This is a genomic window from Paenibacillus sp. Soil724D2 (genome assembly GCF_001427935.1).
Taxonomy (GTDB): Bacteria; Bacillota; Bacilli; order Paenibacillales; family NBRC-103111; genus Paenibacillus_E.
On record NZ_LMRY01000016.1, the window covers coordinates 19,435 to 39,681 of the forward strand.

Here is a 20,247-nt window from a genome sequence, read left to right on the forward strand (position 1 = left end):
TTTAAGAGAATAGGAGTAGTTGCCCCATGTACATGTTACGACTTGTAAAAATGAATGCAGCTTACCTTCTTATCTATCTCCTTATTATGATAACTAGTTTTATATGGACTATCATCTGGGGAACCCATGCAGCGGTGAAACCACCGCCAAACCTCCCTGTTTCCGAATATAGCATCCACCAAGCCAGCAACGGCGTTACACTCCATAGTATTAGGACTCCGCCACAGAATATAGGGCTGAAGGCAATTACAGGCAATGTGACTGAAAGGCAGGAAAATGGGATTAATGGCGGTTTTTTCTGGCAGGGCTATCTCCTTAGCATCGCTGTCATTAATGATCGTCCCGTCAAAGGGGAACCCGGCGATTACGGCTCTGGCTGGTTTAATATTGACCGCAAGCGGGGAACGCTCGTATGGGATGAAAAGGCTCAAACCTTCACCATTCAAGTCGTTGAACATGCGGACGAGCTGAAGGTGATGGATCGCGCTCATTATTGGGCGCAGGGAGGCGTGAGCATGGGACTTACGAATCCAGACGGATGGGCGGAGCAAGCGATAGCGGAAGAGATGCCCCTCATTAACGAGAAGCGCATGCGATCAGGTATCGTCTACGACAGGAATAACAACGTTTACCTAGTCGTGGCTCCAACGCCATGCACCGGGGAGCAGTTCCGCACAGCCGTGCAAGATCAGGTTGGAAATGGACAGCTGGTGGATGGGCTGTTCCTGGACGGCGATGGTTCCTCCCAGCTCAAAGTCGCCAATTACTTGCTCCCCGGCGATCATCGCGAGGTGTATCAGATGATCGCGTTGTTGAATTGAACGAAAGGGGCAGACCACCTAGATGTGCAATAGCTACCCTTGATGCTCATGAATCAAATCCATCTTCAGCTTCCATAATGCCGCGCTTAAATTCACACGATAAACTTCCGGATTAAGCTTACGCAAATACTGCGGCCAAACAGACTGCATTTGCTGCGCATGATAATCACGAATTTCATCCAATGCGGGCTCTTCATAGACAAGCTTCCCTTGGAGAAAGATGGGGTGGAGCAGTGGAATTGCTTCATAGTCATCAATATATTTGTAGATATAAGGGTGGATGGGGTCGAACAGCTTGATTCGTTCACCCTTCTTGATATCGACTTCATGCTGAAGAGCCAAATAGTCGGCTTCCGCTTTGCCTGTCTTCTTGTTTATGATCCGGTAGGCTTCCTTGAAGCCGGGATTGGTTACTTTCTCAGGATTGCCCGAGATCTTAATGACCGGCACGAATTCGCCGTTCTTCTCACGGGCCACCAGCTTGTAAACCCCGCCTAGCGCGGGTTGATCCGCAGCAGTAATGAGCTGGGTGCCAACACCCCAGACGTCGATCTTCGCATCTTGGGCTTTCAGCCCCTCGATGATGTTCTCATCCAGATCATTCGAGGCGACAATCTTCACCTCGGGAAAGCCCGCTTCATCCAGCATGCGCCTAGCCTGCTGGGATAAATAAGCCAAATCGCCGCTATCCAGGCGAATAGCATTCAAGCTCTTGCCGCGGCTCTGCAGCAGACGCGCCGTCTTGATCGCGTTCGGTACGCCGCTGCGCAGCGTATCGTACGTATCGACGAGCAGCGTCACTTGCTCAGGCAGCGCCTCAGCATAAGCACGGAAGGCTTCTTCTTCCGTGTCGTGGGCCTGCACCCATGCGTGAGCGTGCGTGCCTTTGGTCGGGATGCCGAACAGCATCCCGGCTCTGAGATTGGATGTCGCATGAAACCCTGCGACATAGGCCGCTCTTGCGCCCCAGATCGCGGCGTCAGCCTCTTGGGCGCGTCTTGTGCCGAACTCCAGCAGCACATCGCGTGGAGCAACTTGTTTGATCCGCGAAGCTTTCGTCGCGATAAGCGTCTGGTAGTTCACGAAGTTGAGAATCGCCGTCTCAACCAGCTGCGCCTCGAACATGCTCGCTACTACACGTACGAGCGGCTCATTCGGGAAGACAAGTGTACCTTCCGGTACAGCTTGCAAGTCTCCACCAAACTTAAATGCGCGAAGCGCCTCCAGGAAATCTTCCCGATAATTCTCTTCCTGTGTTCGCAAGTAGGCGATCTCCTCATCGCCAAAATGCAGATTTTGAATGTACTGAATCACCCGCTCTAAACCAGCGAAGACCGCATATCCGCTCCCGAAAGGCAGCTTACGGAAGTATACTTCGAAAACAGCCTTCTGCTGATAAGTGCCCTGCAGCCAATGCGCGTACATCATATTAATTTGGTATTTATCTGTGTGCAGCGTCAAGTTGTCGTATTTCATAGGATTCATCCTTTCCACCAATTGTCATAGCATGTTACTGGACCCCTGCGTTTATGTTCAGTAACAGCGTAGCGCTCCTCAATCTTCTGTACGGCAGAAGCGAGTAGGGGGCTTCCTTCTAAGTAGTCATCCAACTGATCGTAAGTGAGTCCCAACGCTTCTTCATCCGGAAGACCTGGTTTTAAATCTTCCAAATCTGCCGTAGGCTTTTTCAAATACAAATGTTCTGGGCATCCCAAGCGCTCGAGCAGCAGCTTGCCTTGCCGCTTATTAAGGCCATAGATCGGAGCCACATCGCATGCACCATCTCCATGTTTCGTGAAAAATCCGGTAATCGCCTCAGCCGCATGATCCGTCCCCAAAACAAGCAATTGATAGTGCGCGGCCAAATCATACTGCACCTTCATACGCTCGCGAGCCTTCACATTCCCTTTGTGAAAATCACTCAAGACTTCTCCTGTAGCTTCGGCAAATTGCCGTACGGACGCGTCTACTGCCGGTTGTATGTTGACCGTAACAACACGGCTAGGTTGAATAAACTGAATTGCTGCCTGTGCATCATCTTCATCTTTCTGGATACCGTAAGGCAGCCTTACAGCCATGAATTGAAAGCTTTCAGTGCCGCCTTCGGCATTTAGCTCATCGATAGCTATTTGGGCCAGCTTGCCTGTTAATGTGGAGTCTTGACCTCCAGACAGCCCAAGCACGTAGCCTTTGGATCCTGTATGAACCAGATACGCCTTGAGGAATTTTACTCGGCGATCGATTTCGTAAGTCACGTCAATGTTCCCCTGCACAAATAATGAAGCTTGAATCGCTTCTTGCTTAAGATTCCGCATATTCACCATCTCCTCATTCTCCGTGATTTCTGTCCGATTCATACCTTTGCACCCAACTCAGCTACCACTTTAACCTCGAACGACTTTCGCCCCAAGTGTACCTTGAAAATGCTGCAAGGCCCATTCATGGCCCGTTTGATTAAAACTAGCGACTGCATCCTCATGAACAATAATTTCGTAGCCTTTGTTGTAAGCATCCACCGCTGTATGAAGGACACAAATATCCGTACAAACGCCAACCAAATGCAGCTCATGAATTCCTCTTGCCCTTAACTTAAGCTCCAACTCGGTGCCGCAGAAGGCGCTGTATCTTGTTTTGTCCATCCAATAAATCTCGCTGTTATTATGCTCATGTACAATTTTCAATCTGCCATATAAATCGCGCCCCGCCGTGCCGCGAATATTATGTGGAGGAAACAACTTCGTCTCTGGATGGAAAGGATCTTGTTCGTCGTGGAGATCAACAGCCATAACCACAAAGTCCTGCTGGGCCAAAAATTGCTCTGTAATTTCACAAATTCTCGCTTCAATCGCAACGCCTGGTTCCCCGCAAGGAAGCTTCCCAACAACAAAATCCACCGTATAATCAATGATAATAAGAGCTCTCATCCTAAACACTCCTTCACATTGTATATTTGATATTATTATTAAGACAATATCAAAATAGAAAAGAGAGGCCTAGCTGTAAATAGACAGCTGAGGCACATAATCAGTAAATCGGTACAACTGAGCAGAACGCTGGGAGTAACGGTTAGACATTTTGCCCTGTCCGTTATGATCCAGCACCTCTTCGATTATCCCTTTACGACTCTGGGTCGAAGTAATTTTACGAATGAAATTCCGTTCCTTGAACGTCGGAACGACCGTTTGAATGACTTGATACAGCTCACTCATCGTGAATTCTTCGGACAGGAACTCTCTGGCAATCGTCGTCGTCAGCATCTTCTGCTGAATTTGAGTAAGAGCATCTTTCATTATGATTTCATGGTCAAAAGCGAGATCCATCGCCAGCGCCTCATCGATAGGGAAAAGGCGAACATCAGCTGCATCATCAGCGGCTTGACGTTTCTCGAGATGGCGCTCGTGCACGAGTGCGAAGAACGCATGCGAGATCATCCACCCCCGAGGATCGCGCTGCGGCGTACTATACACATTGAAATATTCAATGTGTACGTCCGAAACACCCGTCTCCTCCGTTAGCTCACGCCGTGCGCACTCTTGGATCGTTTCAGTTTCCATCGAGAAGCCCCCAGGAAGTGCCCACTGGCCTTCGAACGGCCATTGCTTTCTTTGAATCAATAACACTTGCAGCTCCCGAGTAGGAAGTGACTTCTTCACTGATCCTTTTCCTTCTGAGGTAATTGTAAAAATGACGATATCCGTAGGCGCGCCGTCCGGTGTGCGATATTTACTCGCTTGATAGTTGCTTTCATTCTCTATTGGGATATTCATTTGATCACCTGCTTAATCACATTTCTTTTCATATTGTCAATTTGATAATTTCATTATGACATAATTAAAATTCTTTTGCAATAGGCATTCATCGGCCGGTCTGCTGCTTACTTCTCTATCACAATCAAACACGTGCTATCCGGCAGCGGAACCACGTTTCCATCTTGATCCATGATCCTTACTTTATCCGCCAACGCGTCCGTATACCCTTCCTGTAGAAAGTGTTTGCTCTCCACAATTTTGGCCTCATTACCTAATGTATCCAAGATGAACGCAGTAAACTCGCTCGGAGTAAAGTACCCGAATTGCTCCTGTACTTCATGCACATAAGCTTCTTCTCCCCACGTATATGTATAAAGGAATTCCATCGCATCATTCACGGGCATGATGACCTCATCCTTAGCTACGACCTCATACTGAATCGTTCGCCCTGCGAAATCCTTCGCATACCGCTGCAGCCAAGCCATCGCCCCATCTTGCAGAAATTGAATGGTCCGTTTCTGCTCAGCAGGCTCCGTCATAATACCATCGCGGATAACGATTCGTCCTCCGGGTGCGAGAACATCAAAAGCGCTTCGCAGCGCTGCAGCAACCGTAGCATGGTTGAATTTCTTTCCGCCAAAGGGTATGTAAGAATATAATTCGTGCAGGATCGAAGAGAAAATAACCGTGTCGATTGAGCCCGGCTCTACATACTGTTTGAGATTAAGTGCATCCCCCTTCATAACGTCCCACCGATGCCCCTCCAGCTGCTTTTTGCGTTCCAGCGCTTCAATGACATTCGACGAAATGTCGATCCCAATCGGATGCTTGTCCGGCAAATACTGCTCAATGAGATCCAGCATAACCCCGCCGCCAGGTCCAATATCGACAACCCGCTTCCCTACAACGTAATCAAGCATCAGCTTCTTATAGTCAGCCGTTTGGTTCATCGTGGCTAAGTACTCTTCCTCGTTATGAAACCGATCATAAGCATCTCTGCGCAATTCGAACAGATCGAACAGTAGCAGAACCGCCTTTTCATATAGAGGAGATTTCTCTGCTTCTACACAAAAATCAATCAGTTTCTCAGCAGCAGGGGAAAATTGGAAGGTAAAGAATATCGTGTCCGGGAGCTGCAGCTTTCGATCAATGAGGTGCTTCAAATGGGCATTGCCCCACTTACCATCGGGTTTGAACTTTTGCGATAATTCCAACGGATCCCTCATCAAATCCTTCCAAGAAAGCTCACCCAAATACTTCTCAATCATCCTCTTCTTATACACGTTTACCTTTTTGCTGCCCTTGTAATCGTAATACATCGTATTCATCAAAGGTTCGAAGCTAATGTGCTGAATGGAATCCTCTTGACCACCCTGGATAATCAGAAATACTTTCACCAACTGCTCCAAAGAAAATTCTTGCAGGGCCGCTTCTACGAACCACAGCGTTCTACCATCCAAAAATGCCGTTAATGCATCTAATGGAACTTCGTTCAGCAGCTTCCCATACTCGGCATCGAAATTTTCTCCTTTTTGAATCGTGTTTCCCCGCAGTCTGGCAAGGCGATCCTTTATGGCAGGCTCTTTTTCCAAAGAATCGGAAACGATCTGCTCAATCATTGTCTCAACTTCATTACGAACGGATTGCCAGAGTTCTTCTGAAACACCTGCAATAATGCATTGATTCAGCGGCAAGAGCAAGTCTCTTAATTCATCAGCTGAAAGCAAGTTATCCATCATCAAACGAATTAACGGTGTATGTTCTTTAAGCGGTACTTCGCCACGGATGGTTTGACCAATTAGCCCATGAGTGTAGATTAACGTATGTATGACAGTTGACTTCTCGCTTGGATTTCCTTTATCGAGCTTGTACAGCTGGGCCGAACCAAGGTTATGGACGTAAAGATGAATACCTGCTTCTTGCCACATGAAACGGTCTCTTGAAGTCCCGCCTTTCGCTACTTCAGACCAGCTCAACACCTCTTCTAGTAAATCTTTCTTCCAAAAGGACAACGCTAGCCCGTCCAAAATATGTAATGTCCGCTCAACATAATCAAGCACAGGGTTCGCCTGTGCCAGCTCCTGGATCGACTGAATCCGCTCGAAGTTAACGATGCGCTCCTCCGCCGAAACGATATAGGTTAACCATTTAGGTTGGTCTGCGGCATTTGTTTCCCCTGCCCGATACCTTTTTATTAATTCTAATGAACTTAACATGCCGGTATATGATCCTCCCATCCTACCTATCACTATATGACTAGTATAAACTAACCTCGTGGCAATCTCACGTTTCCGCATTCGACTACTTCATTGATGATCGGCATATAGATTGGCGTAATTGACCAGTATGGTCATAAAGCCCAACACGACAAATGAAAAAAAGGCCATTAAATCCAAATGATATACGTTGGGAACGACAATAAAAACAGCACCAATAATAAAACAAAGCCAATTTTGCCAAACTTTTTTACCGGTTTTCCCTAGGGCCATCAGAGATGCCACGAATTGTAAGCTGCCTAGCAGCGCGCAGGTATAAAGTGCATTCGTATGAGCTTCAAAGCCGAACACCCAGGGACTCACCAGAAACCAAAGGCCCATACAAGCGGACAATAAGTTTTTCAAATACATCGTCTACTGCCACCTCCTATTTTACGAGATAGTATATGCAAACGCTTTCAGTATGGTGAAATGGAAAAGCCTCCAGCTCACCCAAATAAATAGGCAGCTAGAGGCTAATGTTGCTAAATGAGGACTTTCGATTGATTCATGATGCTTCCTTGACACTGTAGGCATGACTCTAAAAGGTGATTTTAGGGTCATTGAGCTGTTTTCTGATGAGTTACGGTATTGAGGTTGAGGTTTACAATGTTGTAATTTCTGCAACAATTTGTAAGCCAATAGGCTATTCCAACTTGGAGTTGTATTTCGTACAACAATTCGAGCTCATTTGTTGCAAAATCGCCTGTATCGGGCAGAATTGTTGTACATAATGCGACAAAGAACGGTGAGAGGCGGTTTCTAGGCAACAATTGTTGCACTTTTTACAACAACATTAAACAAAAGAATTTGGATTCAATCATCCATGAACTGTTAAGTGAACATATGTGCCGATTGATTCCGATTTAAGACATTCCATGCAGAACTTGAATGGATGAATGAATGAATTAATTAATGAATGAATGAATCGACGGACTCAAATGTCTTATTGTTCGATATGAATGGCGCCTGCATCGCCCGTTTTCACATTCGCACGCAGGATGTCCGTTACGAATTTCAAAGGTACATATAGCATGTCGTTCAGAATAACTGGAGCTGTCCCTAGCGTAACCGGAGCCATTTTCGCATAGAAATAGCTGTCTCGACCCACAGTAACACTCGTCCACCCAGCACCCTTATTCAATTCGGCAGCGTATGTCTCTTGATTCCACTTCACTTCGTAGCCAAGTCCTTCAGCCACTTTGCGTAAGGGCAGCAGATTCACGCCTTCGGCATTGGTTAGGCTGTCGCTTGCCGCTAAATCTAGCTTCATTTTCTCTACCGGGATAGGGGCAACGGGATTAGGTGTCATATGCCATTTCTCAGGCAAGTTAAAACGGAATTCCGGAGTGCCTGTGGAGCCTGGCGCAATCGAATATTTCGGGAATACAATGACCGCTTCGCCTTTTTCCACATAAAAGGTTTGCTCTTCACTGATGCCTTTAAATGCATCTTTGAAATAATTCTCAGGTTTTTCATTGATTTTGGCCTGAATTCCGGCATTGACATTCTCCTTGAAGTTATCTCCAAGCAGATCCTGCAAAGTAACACGCTGCCCTTGTTCGCGATTTAGCACATTATACGTATCAACTCGCGGCATACCTGTACCACCTGTAGCTGCATACGTTGTAACTTCAAGTGAGACAACACCCGCTGGATTGCTCGAACCATCCGATTTCAATACATAATTAATCGTCAGCTCGTAGGGGCGATATGTGAAACCATTCGTTTTTGCATCAGCAGCGGCTTCCGCAGCCTCTTTCTCCCAATTCGCCAAATCTTTGTTTGCTTGGGATAAAATGAAGTCATTCGTTTGCTCTTGATATTTCGTATCCAACATACCTGAAAGCTGCGGCACTTTAATATTGGTTTTTAGATCCTGCGTTTTAGAGGTAAGCTCGATTTCTTTCACTTGAGCTGAAGAAGTTGTCTCCGATGCAACGGGTGAAAGAATTGGAACTACGGTAACTGTTTCCGCTGATGCCATACCTGTTAATGGTAATACGGCACCACTCACTCCCACCAGCAATACACATCCAACTACACCAAGCTTCAACATGTTAAACGGATTTTTTTTCAATTCATGTTCACTCCTCATTCGTTATCGTGGTAATCTTTCGGTTGATTTAACCTTTACGATAACTAGACGCGCCAACGTTCCAGAAAGTCTGATCGTTAACATTCTTCTATGAAATTCGGAATGAACTCACAACTTGATGCAAATCTTGAGCAATACCAGCAAGGCTTTCAGCAGAAGCTGTAATCTCTTCTGTGGACGCGAGCTGCTCTTCCGTTGCAGCCGCTACTGACTGAGCGGTCCCCGAAGTTTGCTGCGCAACAGAGCCTACACTAGCTACGGTTGCCGAAACTTCTTCCGAGCTTGCAGCCATCTGCTGAGCCGCCGCAGCCGTTTCTTGAATCTTGCTGGCTACTTCTTGCGAAGCGTTGACGATTTGACCGAATGCTAGCTCCGCAATCCCTACCTCTTTAAGACCTTCCTGCACTTCTGACAGCCCCTTATCCATAACTTGACCAGCCCGTGCAGAATCTCTTTGAATGTTCGAAATGAGTTCGGAAATATCACGTACAGAGTCATCCGTCTGTGACGCTAGCTTACGAACTTCACTGGCTACAACAGCTGTATTCTCCTTCAACGTGCCCATTCGACTCATATCGGTCCAGCTTAACCCTCCAATCATCAGAAAGATGATCGCAAATACCGTAAATATTTTAGTTCGCACTGTAAGTCGCGTGTGCCAATTCCTCCCAAATAATGAATGAATGATCCAACTATGATGTATACTCAATTCATCTGCTGAATCATCATAAACTTTATTCATTAAATTTCTTAGCTTACATTCATTGTGAAATTGTTAGATTTGCTAACAGTTTATCATTTGCACGGAGGTACTCATGTTATCATCTTTACGTTTCAAACTTGTCTCATTGCTTGTTCTTATCACTTGTATTTCCTTAACAGTTGTAGGGATTACAAATTATCGGCTCTCGAAAGATAAACTGATTCATCAAATGAAAGAGCAATCGATAACTTCCGTTACCAATTCCGCACAAAATTTATACGATTTCTTATCCATTCGTTTGGCAGAAGTGGAGCTAATTAGTCGTGTAGATGTTATGAAGCACGGGACACTTGAGGAGCGGCTCCAATTTTTGACCCAAGAATTAAAAACAGGCGCTAATCGCTATCATTCCATGGGAATTATAGATCTCAATGGCTACTTGACTCTTACTTCCGGGCAAACGCTTTATATAACAGGGGAACGAAGATTCCAAGAGGCTCTAAATGGGAAAACATTCATCTCTGATCCTGAAATCGGTAAATTAACCGGCAAATACATCATTTCTATTACTGCACCAGTCTTCAATGAGAAAAACGAAGTGACGAGTATCATAAACATCTCTCTTGATGCGGAACAAACCTTTTTCGAGCATCTTCATACCCCTTTGGAGAAGGGCGAAATACTTATCGTGAATCATGAGGGACTCGTTCTGTATCATACCGATACACCTTTAATTTTGAACCTTAATATTTTCACCGAATACCCTTCACTTGTGCCAGCCTTTCAAAATGCGCTGCAGACGAACGAAGGCTTTCTGGATGAATCTTTTAACGGTGGCCAAAAAGCTCGGTGGTTCTATGCGCGTGTACCTAAATTAGACTGGTATCTCGCTTATTCCGTGCCCCTTTCAGCATTCGAGGCTCCCACGAGCCCCTTACTTTGGTCGACCATCGGATTAATTGTGATGACGGCCGTGGTCATTTTTATCCTTATTTACTTAACCGCTAATACACTGATTATTAAACGCATCAAGCAAATTCTCCATGTCACAGAATCCGTCGCTGCGGGTAATTTCTACATAAAACCGCTTATTTTCAAAAGCAAGGATGAGCTTGGTGCTCTTGCCCATTCTGTGAATGGCATGATAGAAAACTTACGTGAACTATTCGAGCCGTTCGAAGCTTTTATTCATCACAATCAATATGCCATGATCGTGACAGATCCTTCCTTTATCGTTAATCATCTCAACAGTAGAGCTGTACAGCTTCTTGGCTATTCTTTAGCAGAAGTTCACAAGAAAGCAACGCCCCTTCTGTGGTTGGATGAAGAACAACTGATAGAAAGAGCCGCGCAATACTCATCAGAGCTTGGGGAATATGTGCCAGCTGATTGTACAGCTCTCGTGATTCGTTCATTACGTCACCTTAAAGAGGATTCTGAATGGATTTGGCATCACAAAGATGGCACTCGTTTCTTCGTTCAGGTTAGTGTCAGCAGCATTACAAATCCGAATGGCGAGCTGAAAGGGTTCGTATTCATCGCTCGAGACATTAGTGATATTAAGGAGAGCAATGAGTTTAGGGAGAGGCTGTTAACGATTGTAGAAAGCGCACGTGATTCCATTCTCTCATTTGATGAGAAAGGCTTTATTTTTTATATGAATCAAGCATGCAAGAGCACCGTTGGATTAGATAAACAGCAAACCGTTGGCAAACATTTCAGTGAGTACGTAGATATCCAGAATGACATCAATTTTGAAGAGGGTCTGAACACAGCTATTCGGGAAGGATTCTGGGAATTTGAAGCAGAGGTCCTAACGAAGGAACAACGGCAAATATTCATTTCCGTTATCATCGTGCCCCACTTCCCCGCAGACAAAGGAGAGCGATATTTCTCAGCCATTACGCGAGATATTACGGACCAAGTACATTCCAAAGAGGAGCTCATTCGAGCGAAACAAGAAGCGGATGAAGCCAATTTGGCTAAAGGAATTTTCCTGGCTCGTATGAGTCATGAAATTCGGACACCTTTAAATGGCATCGTCGGACTTTCCTACTTGATGGAGCGAACGCACATGTCACCGCTTCAGAGGGATTATATAAGCAAAATAGTGAGATCCTCGGTGTCCCTATCCAATATTATTAATGACATTCTGGACTTCTCGAAGCTCGAGGTGGACAAGCTAGCTATTGAACATCATGCGTTCCAGTTGGATGAGACCATTGACCGTGTTTGTGAAACCCTTAGCGTACTGCTTGGCCACAAGCCGGTTGATTTTATTTGTGATATCCATGACAATGTGCCGCTTGGACTCATTGGGGATTCACTACGCATGTATCAAGTCTTGCTGAATCTAACTAGCAATGCGATAAAATTTACTGAGCAAGGAACAGTCATGCTGCGTGTTAACGTGGAACAGCTCCGTGAGGAAGAAGTCAGAATTGGCTTTACTGTCAGCGATACAGGCATCGGGATGGATGAAGAGCACCTATCCAAGCTTTTCCAGCCATTTGTTCAGGTAGATGAAGTAACGAGTCGGAAATTTGGAGGAACGGGACTCGGTCTTGTTATCTCCAAGAACATCATTGAGAATATGGGCGGCACCATCGAGGTGTCAAGCCAACCAGAGCTCGGCAGTGAATTCCGGATTAGCTTGCCTTTCTCGTTGTCCTTGCAACCTATGAAGTCTCAGGCAGTCCTCCCGCTGCGCGCATTAATTGTGGAAGATCACCCTGGTTTGAACCAAGTGCTTGCTCATACCCTTCAATCCATGTGTACAGAAGCGGCCGGCGTTTATTCTTGGAAAGAAGCAAGGAATGCCATTGATGTTATTCCCGTAGATGTGATCCTGCTTGATATGGAAGCTGTTGATATGTACGGAGAGGAAGTATGGCTGGGCATGCTTGAAGCCTGCAATCGAATGAACATTTTAACGATTATTTACACAACCTTATCGGGCAGAGATGCCCTGGAGCAGTTGCCTGCACCATCGGCTCCGCATGCCATTCTGGTCAAACCGATCTCACGGATCGTACTGTACCAAACGTTACAAACACTAACAGGCACCCATGCCGAGAAGGAGCTCATATCTACGACAGACTTCACACAAACAGCGGAAACAATGACAAAATTTCAACGTATTCTGCTAGTCGAAGACAACGAAATTAATCAGACTGTCGCTCGTTCGCTGCTGGAAAGCAGGTTGAATTGTGACGTTCAATTGGCTTCCAACGGTTTCGAAGCATTAAATGACTTAGAGAATAATGATTATGACTTGATTCTAATGGATATCCATATGCCCGTTCTGGACGGCATTGAGACAACCAAACGAATTCGTCTTGAGCCTAAATGGATGCATATTCCTATTATTGCTTTAACCGCGGACTCTACTTTGGAGAAGCGTTTAGATTGTATTCGCGCTGGTATGAACGAAGTGATCTCCAAGCCTATCATTCCTAGCCGATTGTTCGCAGCCGTCGATGCTGTTCTTAGCGAGAAGAATAGGATGGCTGTCCCAGGACTTGATATAGAAGAAGCACTCGGACGGCTTAGCGGAAAAACCGAGATCTATCACGAAATGCTGCGAAAATTTCATAGTCAATCCGCTCCTATTGTTGCGCAATTAACCCTTGCGATTCAGAAAGGGGACTATGCCGAAGCCATAAATCAGCTGCATGCACTCCGCGGCTCTTCTAGCAACCTGTCAGCCAATCGGGTATTCGCCGCGGCAACTGCCCTAGAAGAAATGTTAGAACATCATGCTGGGCCCGACGAATCAAATGCCAGCATGATCCAGAACCAACTTCAATCGGTTGCCATAGCTCTGGAGGAAGTTTTTCATTCCATCCAAAAATTGCTGTTAGATTGAAAAATGCACTGATTTATGTCACTATATGCTTATGCTTTTTCTGATTGAGCATGCAATTTATACGTATAGGTGGTTAAGTTAATCATGACAGTAGAAGGCGCTCCATATCTCATTTTGTTGTATTATAAATTCGTTACTGTAATAGATCACGAAGCGTTGGCACAGGAACATTTGGCTTATTGCAAAAAGCTCGGAATTAAAGGCCGTATCCTTATCGCTCCCGAAGGCATTAACGGGACGCTTTCAGGAACGGTCGAGCAAACCGAAGCTTACATGGCGATGATGCGTCAAATGCCGCTGTTCAAAGACATGATCTACAAGATAGATGAAAGTGAACAGCATGCTTTCAAAAAGTTATTTGTTCGTCCTAAAAAGGAACTCGTCACTTTCCGACTTGAAGAAGACGTGAATCCGAACGAACTAACCGGCACACATCTGAAGCCGAAGGAATTCTACGAGAAGCTCCAGCATGAAGATGTCATCGTCCTTGATGGACGCAACCATTACGAGTACGATATCGGACATTTCCGAGGCGCTATTCGTCCAGAGGTTGAGACTACGAAGGAATTCCCGGAATGGATTCGCAATAATCTCCAGGAATATAAGGACAAACCCATTCTCACGTATTGCACCGGCGGTATCCGCTGTGAGAAGCTGTCAGGATTCCTCTTACAGGAAGGCTTCAAAGAGGTTTATCAGCTGGATGGCGGTATTGTGAGCTACGGGAAAGATGAAGATGTTCAAGGCCGCTTATTCGATGGCAAATGCTACGTCTTCGACGAGCGGATTTCAGTCCCCATCAATCGTACAGACGAAGATATCGTCGTAGGTAAATGCTATCACTGCGGAACAGCTGAAGATCGCTACATCAACTGCGCCAACGATGCTTGCCACTTGAAGCATATCTGCTGTGAAGCCTGTGAAGAGAAGCATAATAGCTTCTGTTCTAAGGAATGCGAAGAGAAAACGATGAGTACGCTTGAGGCTTAAGCATATCGATAACAAATAACCTAAGGCGCTGCCTTGGGTTATTTGTTTAGGTGCAAAGTTACAGCGACCTACCAGGGGGAGAAGCAGCTTTTGCGGAACGTGAGTACGCTATTTTGCCGAAAACGCCTAAATTCGAGTACAGGAAGAACTTCGATTCGCTATTTTGTTGTTTTGTTCCGGAATTGAGACACATCAGAGACTTTGAGAGCTACTATTTGCGAAGAAAGTGGCTATTGGAGTGGAATAAGAGCCTTTAGGGGCTCTTATTCGTTGAAATGGTGAAAAGTTTGCTACTCAGAGAAATAAGAGACTTTGAGAGCTTCTATTTGCGATGAAAGTGGCTAATGGAGCGGAATAAGAGCCTTTGGGGGCTCTTATTTGTCGTTGATAGGGTGAAAAGCTTGCTACTCAAAGAAATAAGAGCCTATGGGAGCTTCTATTTGCGATGAAAGTGGCTAATGGAGCGGAATAAGAGCCTTTAGGGGCTCTTATTTGTCGTTGAAATGGTGAAAAGCTTGCTACTTAGAGAAATAAGAGCCTTTGGGAGCTTCTATTTGCGATGAAAGTGGCTAATGGAGCGGAATAAGAGCCTTTAGGGGCTCTTATTTGTCGTTGAAATGGTGAAAAGTTTGCTACTCAGAGAAATAAGAGCCTTTGGAAGCTTTTATTTGCGAAGAAAGTGGCTAATGGAGCAGAATAAGAGCCTTTAGGGGCTCTTATTTGTCGCTGAAACGGTGAAAAAGCTTGCTACTCAGAGAAATAGGAGCCTTTGGGAGCTTCTATTTGCGACGAAAGTGGCTATTCGAGCGGAATAAGAGCCTTTAGGGGCTTCTATTCGTCGTTGAAATGGTGAAAAGTTTGCTACTCAGAGAAATAAGAGCCTTTGGAGGCTTCTATTTGCGATGAAAGTGGCTATTGGAACGGAATAAGAGCCTTTGAGAGCTTCTATTTGCGATGATATAGCACAAATCTCGTCAACTAGCGAACTAGCGACCGCGTTATCTGCACAAAAAAAGGGCCTCTACAAGTCAAATGACTTGAGAAGACCCTTTTTTATGTACTTAGGCTAATTGTTCCACGATCCGATCGGTGAGCGGATACACAAGCTCCTCTTCTAAGGTGAAATGTTTGAGCAGTATTAAGCAAGCTGTCATTAATTCCGATGCCATCAAATGTAAAAACTCCTCATCTATCGGCACTTTCATCGCATTCACACCATCAACGAAAGCTTGCACAACTCTTTTCGCCAAGTCATGATCCTGTTCCAGTACAGTCATGGAACGAGAGACAGACAGTGCTGTTGTTGGTTGTAAATAAGATTGCAGAAGAGGAAATAGTTCTTTTTCTTCCCAATCTGAATGCTGTTCCAGCTCTTCAACAAGGGAAAGAATCAGATCTTGAAGTTCAATCAGCTTACACATTCCTATTGAGCAATCCTCGAGGGAGTACAAGGAAGCAGCCATCGTTCGGATCTCGGAGAGCTGCTCGCGCATCTGTACATGCTCCTCCTTCAGACGCTCTACGAGCATTGGAAAATAGCAGGGATCCATCATGTACTCCCTATTCGTTCGAATGCTCAAACGGTCATTCATTAGACATCCTCCTTCGAGTTTTCGTTAGAAAACTTACTTCATAAAGCATGTAAAAAGCTAACCCAATCCGCATTATCATTGTATGCAGGATGGGTTAGCTAACATGCGCAGGAAATGTCTTAGAATCAAACCGTTATCGAATGCGGCTCTCCGTTAAATGAAATTGATTTACAAGCAGGAGCAGTGAGTCCGTAATCGCGCCAACATCCCCCGTCGTTTGGCGCACGTGAAGCATATCCTGCAGCAGCTCTTGCACGGTACGCTCAACCTCCGCCGATATTTGGCGGTTCTCCATGCTTACCGCCGCTACCTTCTCCATCAGCGCCACCACTTCATCCACCACCTGTGTCTTCATGGTGTCGTGCGCGTTCGCACTGCTGAGAATCTCAGACGCCGCCGCTACTATTTGCGTCCCCTCCAGAACAACTCTGGTGCCTTCTTCCATCGAAACGAAGGCTTCATTCGAATGACGTTCAATATGCTCAATGGTGTCATTGATTTCCATTGTCGACTTCTTGGTCAAATCAGCCAGCTTGCGAATCTCTCCGGCTACAACAGCGAAGCCCCTCCCGTGCTCGCCTACCCTCGCGGCTTCAATAGAAGCATTCAGGGAAAGCAGATTCGTTTGAGCGGAAATCTCTTCGATAACCTTGAGCAGCTTCGGGATTTCTTGCGTCGTTTGCAAAAAAGTTTGAATGGTACGATTCGTTTCCGCTACTTTCGCAGAAATATGATTCATCTTTTCGCCAATACGATCCACTTCATCCTGCGCCACAGCAATTTGACCCGAAGCCTTCTCTTCCAATTCGCGCAGTGTCCCGCTCATATTCTGCGTGACATCCTTCGCAACATCGATGTCCTTGAGCTGACCGCGCAGTGAACGAATCATATCATGAATCTTGGTGCTCATTCGTCCAGTTGATTGTTCTGTTGAACCCGTTGATTCATTCATTCGTTCCTGGCTTAGTTGAACTTCAGCGGCGGCTTGCTTCACCTGCAGCATAATACCCTCAAGGGAATCGATCATATTATTAATCCACATCGCCAATTCCCGCGTCTCATCGCCAGCGAACTCCTGCACATGCAGGCGCTGTGTCAAATCTCCGCTGCCCTCTGCGTTAATGCGGATGAACTTATTCATTTGCGCGAGCTGCCTTACAATCGGCCTGCTGCCTTTTTTCCTTATAAAGCTTGCGCCTATTCCTCCATACACAAGGCTTGCAGCAGCCATTATTACTGATCCCCATGCACTAGAAACTTGTCCATTTAGCAGCCAAAAGCCGCCTGCTGTCAGTAATATATATCCTACAATGAACCGCAGCTGCAGCTTGAGCAATTTCCAGTCGATACTGCGAATTCGGTATACCTCCTCTAGATCGCCTTCACACATCATCCCCCAAACATCAGGACAATGCGCAAGCTGGAAGGTAACACCCTTGCCAATGACAGAAATATGCCGGTAATCGGAATAACCTGGGAACTCCACGAATAGATTGTGTCCCTTTGCAATCGTTCCCGCAACCCCCGGATGAAGCTGCCCCGTTGCCGGATCCGTAAAAATGAGCTCAAGCTCCGTATGCTCCTTTACACCGACAATGCCGTAATCTGTGCGGACGCCATCTTTTAAATTGTCACCATGGGTAAAAGTAAGATCCTCAAAACGGCTTCGAGATAACGCTGTGCCTGGTGCAATCTGTTTATTCAACACAGGCTTCGCCATAAATAAATAATTATCTCCGGAGTCCGGATATACATGTCCTGATTCACGCTGGATCAGATCGCCGAGCACATCGTTCGGGACACGTCCGCAAATGGCCCCCTTCCATATTCCATTAACCATTATAGGCGTAATAAATGCAAGTGTCATAGCATCGTGAAACGGCGAAGTGCTTGGACCTAGCTTTAATGTAAGGGGATCGGAATAAGGTCCGTATAAGCATTTCTTGCCTTTACGTGTTTCCTCTAGCCCTTTTGTAAGATCACTTCCTGAATCATATGATTTCCCAACATGAGTGGGGGACGTGGAGTATATCACTTCTGCTTTATCATTTACGAAGAAAATCTCCGAGAAATCGGCCCCGCTCTTTGAAGCAGCTGCCAGCAGCCGTTGAACCATCGAACCATCGTCTGTCAAGCCAGTAGGTCCAGATTCTGATTCAGAGAGCTGCTCAAGCAGACGATCCAGATTGGACCAATAGGCCTCTACCCAGCATCGTAAAATTTCAATTCTCGTATGCGCAATCCCTTCGAAAATATGTTCCACATCTTCCTTGAGGTGACGATTCAGGCGATACGCCCACCACAAGGGTAGACCTTTTCGAAATCCAAGCCAATCAAACATACCCCAACCCCCTATATTCACATTACACATGTGACTTTATTGTGACTTTATATAACATCTACTTATTCGACATTCTATAGCTGATTTCGACGTAAATCAAGATATAAACAGAAAATTCTTGAAACTATCATACATTCGATCTATTTGTGCATTTCATGTCAGTTAATTCATACGTAAGATATATTGACATAATTTTCTGATAAATTTACAATGTAAGAAAAACGAATAATCTTTCATCAAACCGCGTCATATTTTCTAACACAGAATAAGAACTTAGATCAGAAAGGAGGCCTGGTTTCTGCTTCGGGCCCTCTAACGTAACTTCCACTCGAAGTATAGCTAAGAAACCAGGAGCTGCGATGTCCAAACCTGAGAATCTGGTCACCACCCCCTATGATCCCCGTCCTTTTTTTGATGAGATGTTTGTGAATTCATACTCGGTAAGATCACATTATCAAAATGTATTCCTTCAGTTCATGTCCATGAAGGCGGGGAATTTGAGCAAGCGCCAAACGGCCACCATGAAACGCATGATGGAAGAAGGAATTACGTTTACACTCTACAGTCCTGATCAAGCTGAAGCATTGGAAAGAACCATCCCTTTCGATCCGATCCCACGAATCATTCCTCGGGATGAATGGCTCAAGCTAGAACGAGGGCTTCAGCAGCGCGTTAAGGCGCTTAATCTATTTCTCAAGGATATTTATCATGACCAATGCATCTTAAAGGATGGTATTATCCCTAGGAAAATGGTTCTTTCCAACTGCTATTTCAGACCTGAAATGATGCGTCTATCCATCCCGAATGATGTGTACGTAACCGTATCAGGTATCGATTTAATTCGCGACGAGCATGGAGAATATTTCGTTCTGGAGGATAATCTGAGATCACCTTCAGGCTTCTCCTATTTGTACAAAAGCCGTTCTATCATGACGCACTTATTCCCTGAGCTCGTTTTTAGCCATTCGATCCAAGATATTGAGCATAGCTTAAATGTGTTTCTATCCGCTTTACGTCGGCTAAGCCCTTCGGGCAAATCCGATCCTGTCATTGGCTTACTCACCCCAGGTTGCTACAATTCAGCCTACTTCGAACATACGTTCCTTGCGCAGCAAATGGGCATACAGCTTGTAGAAGGACACGATCTCGTCGTCATTGATCATAAGGTATATATTCGCGGGATCAAGGGACTCCGCCAAATCGATGTCTTATATCGCAGAATTGACGACGATTTCTTGGATCCGCTCGCTTTTGATCCGAACTCGATGTTAGGTGTCGCGGGGATTATGAATGCCTATCGTGCAGGTAATATTAACATCGTGAATGCCCCTGGAACTGGCGTGGCCGACGACAAAGCCATTTATGCCTATGTCCCAGACATGATTCGTTACTATTTGAATGAAGAACCTATCCTGAATAATGTGCCTACTTATATCCTTTCTAGACCGGAAGAACGCGATCACGTGCTGCAGCATCTAGATGAAATGGTCGTCAAAGAGACATCGCTCTCCGGCGGTTACGGCATGCTCATTGGACCTTCGGCCTCTGAGAGTGAGTTGGCTGATTTCCGGCTTAAAATTATAGCGAATCCCGATCGTTATATCGCTCAACCAACGATCCAACTTTCCAGAGCTCCTGTCATGTTGGACGGCCAAATGGCTGCGCGGCATATCGATCTTCGGGCTTTCGTCATCGCTGGCGAGAGCATTCAGGTTATACCTGGCGGACTTACGCGGGTAGCGCTTAAAGAAGGTTCACTCGTCGTGAACTCCTCACAAGGCGGGGGATGTAAGGACACTTGGGTCACTCATTCATAGAGAATCAAATATT

The 20,247-nt window shown here is 45.6% G+C and carries 14 protein-coding genes; 4 read left to right on the plus strand and 10 right to left on the minus strand.

The window, feature by feature from the left end; genetic code table 11:
• Window positions 1–26 precede the first annotated feature (26 nt).
• Entirely contained in the window at window positions 27–821 is a 795-nt protein-coding gene (locus tag ASG85_RS16490; protein ID WP_060646987.1) for a hypothetical protein, read from the plus strand.
• 33 nt (window positions 822–854) lie between these two features.
• Here ASG85_RS16490 and ASG85_RS16495 read toward each other — a convergent pair whose 3' ends face one another.
• The 8 genes from ASG85_RS16495 to ASG85_RS16530 all read right to left on the minus strand — a co-directional run bounded on the left by ASG85_RS16495 (window position 855) and on the right by ASG85_RS16530 (window position 9,665).
• Window positions 855–2,297, minus strand: a complete 1,443-nt coding sequence (locus tag ASG85_RS16495) for a nicotinate phosphoribosyltransferase (protein ID WP_057307446.1) — start codon at window positions 2,295–2,297, stop codon at window positions 855–857.
• 5 nt (window positions 2,298–2,302) lie between these two features.
• Entirely contained in the window at window positions 2,303–3,178 is an 876-nt protein-coding gene (gene nadE, locus ASG85_RS16500; protein ID WP_414858742.1) for an ammonia-dependent NAD(+) synthetase, read from the minus strand.
• Between the two features lie 27 nt (window positions 3,179–3,205).
• Window positions 3,206–3,745, minus strand: a complete 540-nt coding sequence (locus ASG85_RS16505; protein ID WP_060646991.1) for a cysteine hydrolase family protein — start codon at window positions 3,743–3,745, stop codon at window positions 3,206–3,208.
• A gap of 69 nt (window positions 3,746–3,814) precedes the next feature.
• Window positions 3,815–4,588, minus strand: a complete 774-nt coding sequence (locus tag ASG85_RS16510) for an NUDIX domain-containing protein (RefSeq protein ID WP_060646993.1) — start codon at window positions 4,586–4,588, stop codon at window positions 3,815–3,817.
• A 107-nt stretch (window positions 4,589–4,695) separates the two neighbouring features.
• On the minus strand, window positions 4,696–6,786 hold the full coding sequence (locus ASG85_RS16515; protein WP_060646995.1) for a class I SAM-dependent methyltransferase: 2,091 nt from the start codon (window positions 6,784–6,786) through the stop codon (window positions 4,696–4,698).
• A gap of 90 nt (window positions 6,787–6,876) precedes the next feature.
• Window positions 6,877–7,197, minus strand: coding sequence for an SPW repeat domain-containing protein (locus ASG85_RS16520; protein WP_057307146.1), 321 nt, complete (start codon window positions 7,195–7,197; stop codon window positions 6,877–6,879).
• A 574-nt stretch (window positions 7,198–7,771) separates the two neighbouring features.
• Window positions 7,772–8,905: a stalk domain-containing protein gene (locus ASG85_RS16525; protein WP_060646997.1), complete on the minus strand. Its 1,134-nt coding sequence runs from the start codon at window positions 8,903–8,905 to the stop codon at window positions 7,772–7,774.
• A gap of 106 nt (window positions 8,906–9,011) precedes the next feature.
• The gene (locus ASG85_RS16530) at window positions 9,012–9,665 is read right to left on the minus strand and encodes a methyl-accepting chemotaxis protein (RefSeq protein ID WP_082588106.1); all 654 of its coding nucleotides are present in this window, start codon (window positions 9,663–9,665) and stop codon (window positions 9,012–9,014) included.
• 73 nt (window positions 9,666–9,738) lie between these two features.
• Between ASG85_RS16530 and ASG85_RS16535 the strand changes: the two genes are divergently transcribed.
• Entirely contained in the window at window positions 9,739–13,494 is a 3,756-nt protein-coding gene (locus ASG85_RS16535; RefSeq protein ID WP_060647001.1) for a response regulator, read from the plus strand.
• An 84-nt stretch (window positions 13,495–13,578) separates the two neighbouring features.
• Entirely contained in the window at window positions 13,579–14,484 is a 906-nt protein-coding gene (locus ASG85_RS16540) for a rhodanese-related sulfurtransferase (RefSeq protein WP_060647003.1), read from the plus strand.
• Between the two features lie 1,061 nt (window positions 14,485–15,545).
• Here ASG85_RS16540 and ASG85_RS16545 read toward each other — a convergent pair.
• Together ASG85_RS16545 and ASG85_RS16550 are read right to left on the minus strand one after the other, a co-directional pair.
• Window positions 15,546–16,076, minus strand: a complete 531-nt coding sequence (locus ASG85_RS16545) for a hemerythrin domain-containing protein (protein ID WP_060647004.1) — start codon at window positions 16,074–16,076, stop codon at window positions 15,546–15,548.
• Window positions 16,077–16,209: 133 nt separating this feature from the next.
• Window positions 16,210–18,417 carry a methyl-accepting chemotaxis protein gene (locus tag ASG85_RS16550; RefSeq protein ID WP_060647007.1) on the minus strand — a complete coding sequence of 736 codons (2,208 nt, stop codon included), beginning with the start codon at window positions 18,415–18,417 and terminating at the stop codon, window positions 16,210–16,212.
• A 359-nt stretch (window positions 18,418–18,776) separates the two neighbouring features.
• Here ASG85_RS16550 and ASG85_RS16555 point away from each other — a divergent pair, with 359 nt between their 5' ends.
• Window positions 18,777–20,234 carry a circularly permuted type 2 ATP-grasp protein gene (locus tag ASG85_RS16555; protein WP_060647009.1) on the plus strand — a complete coding sequence of 486 codons (1,458 nt, stop codon included), beginning with the start codon at window positions 18,777–18,779 and terminating at the stop codon, window positions 20,232–20,234.
• Window positions 20,235–20,247: the final 13 nt, after the last annotated feature.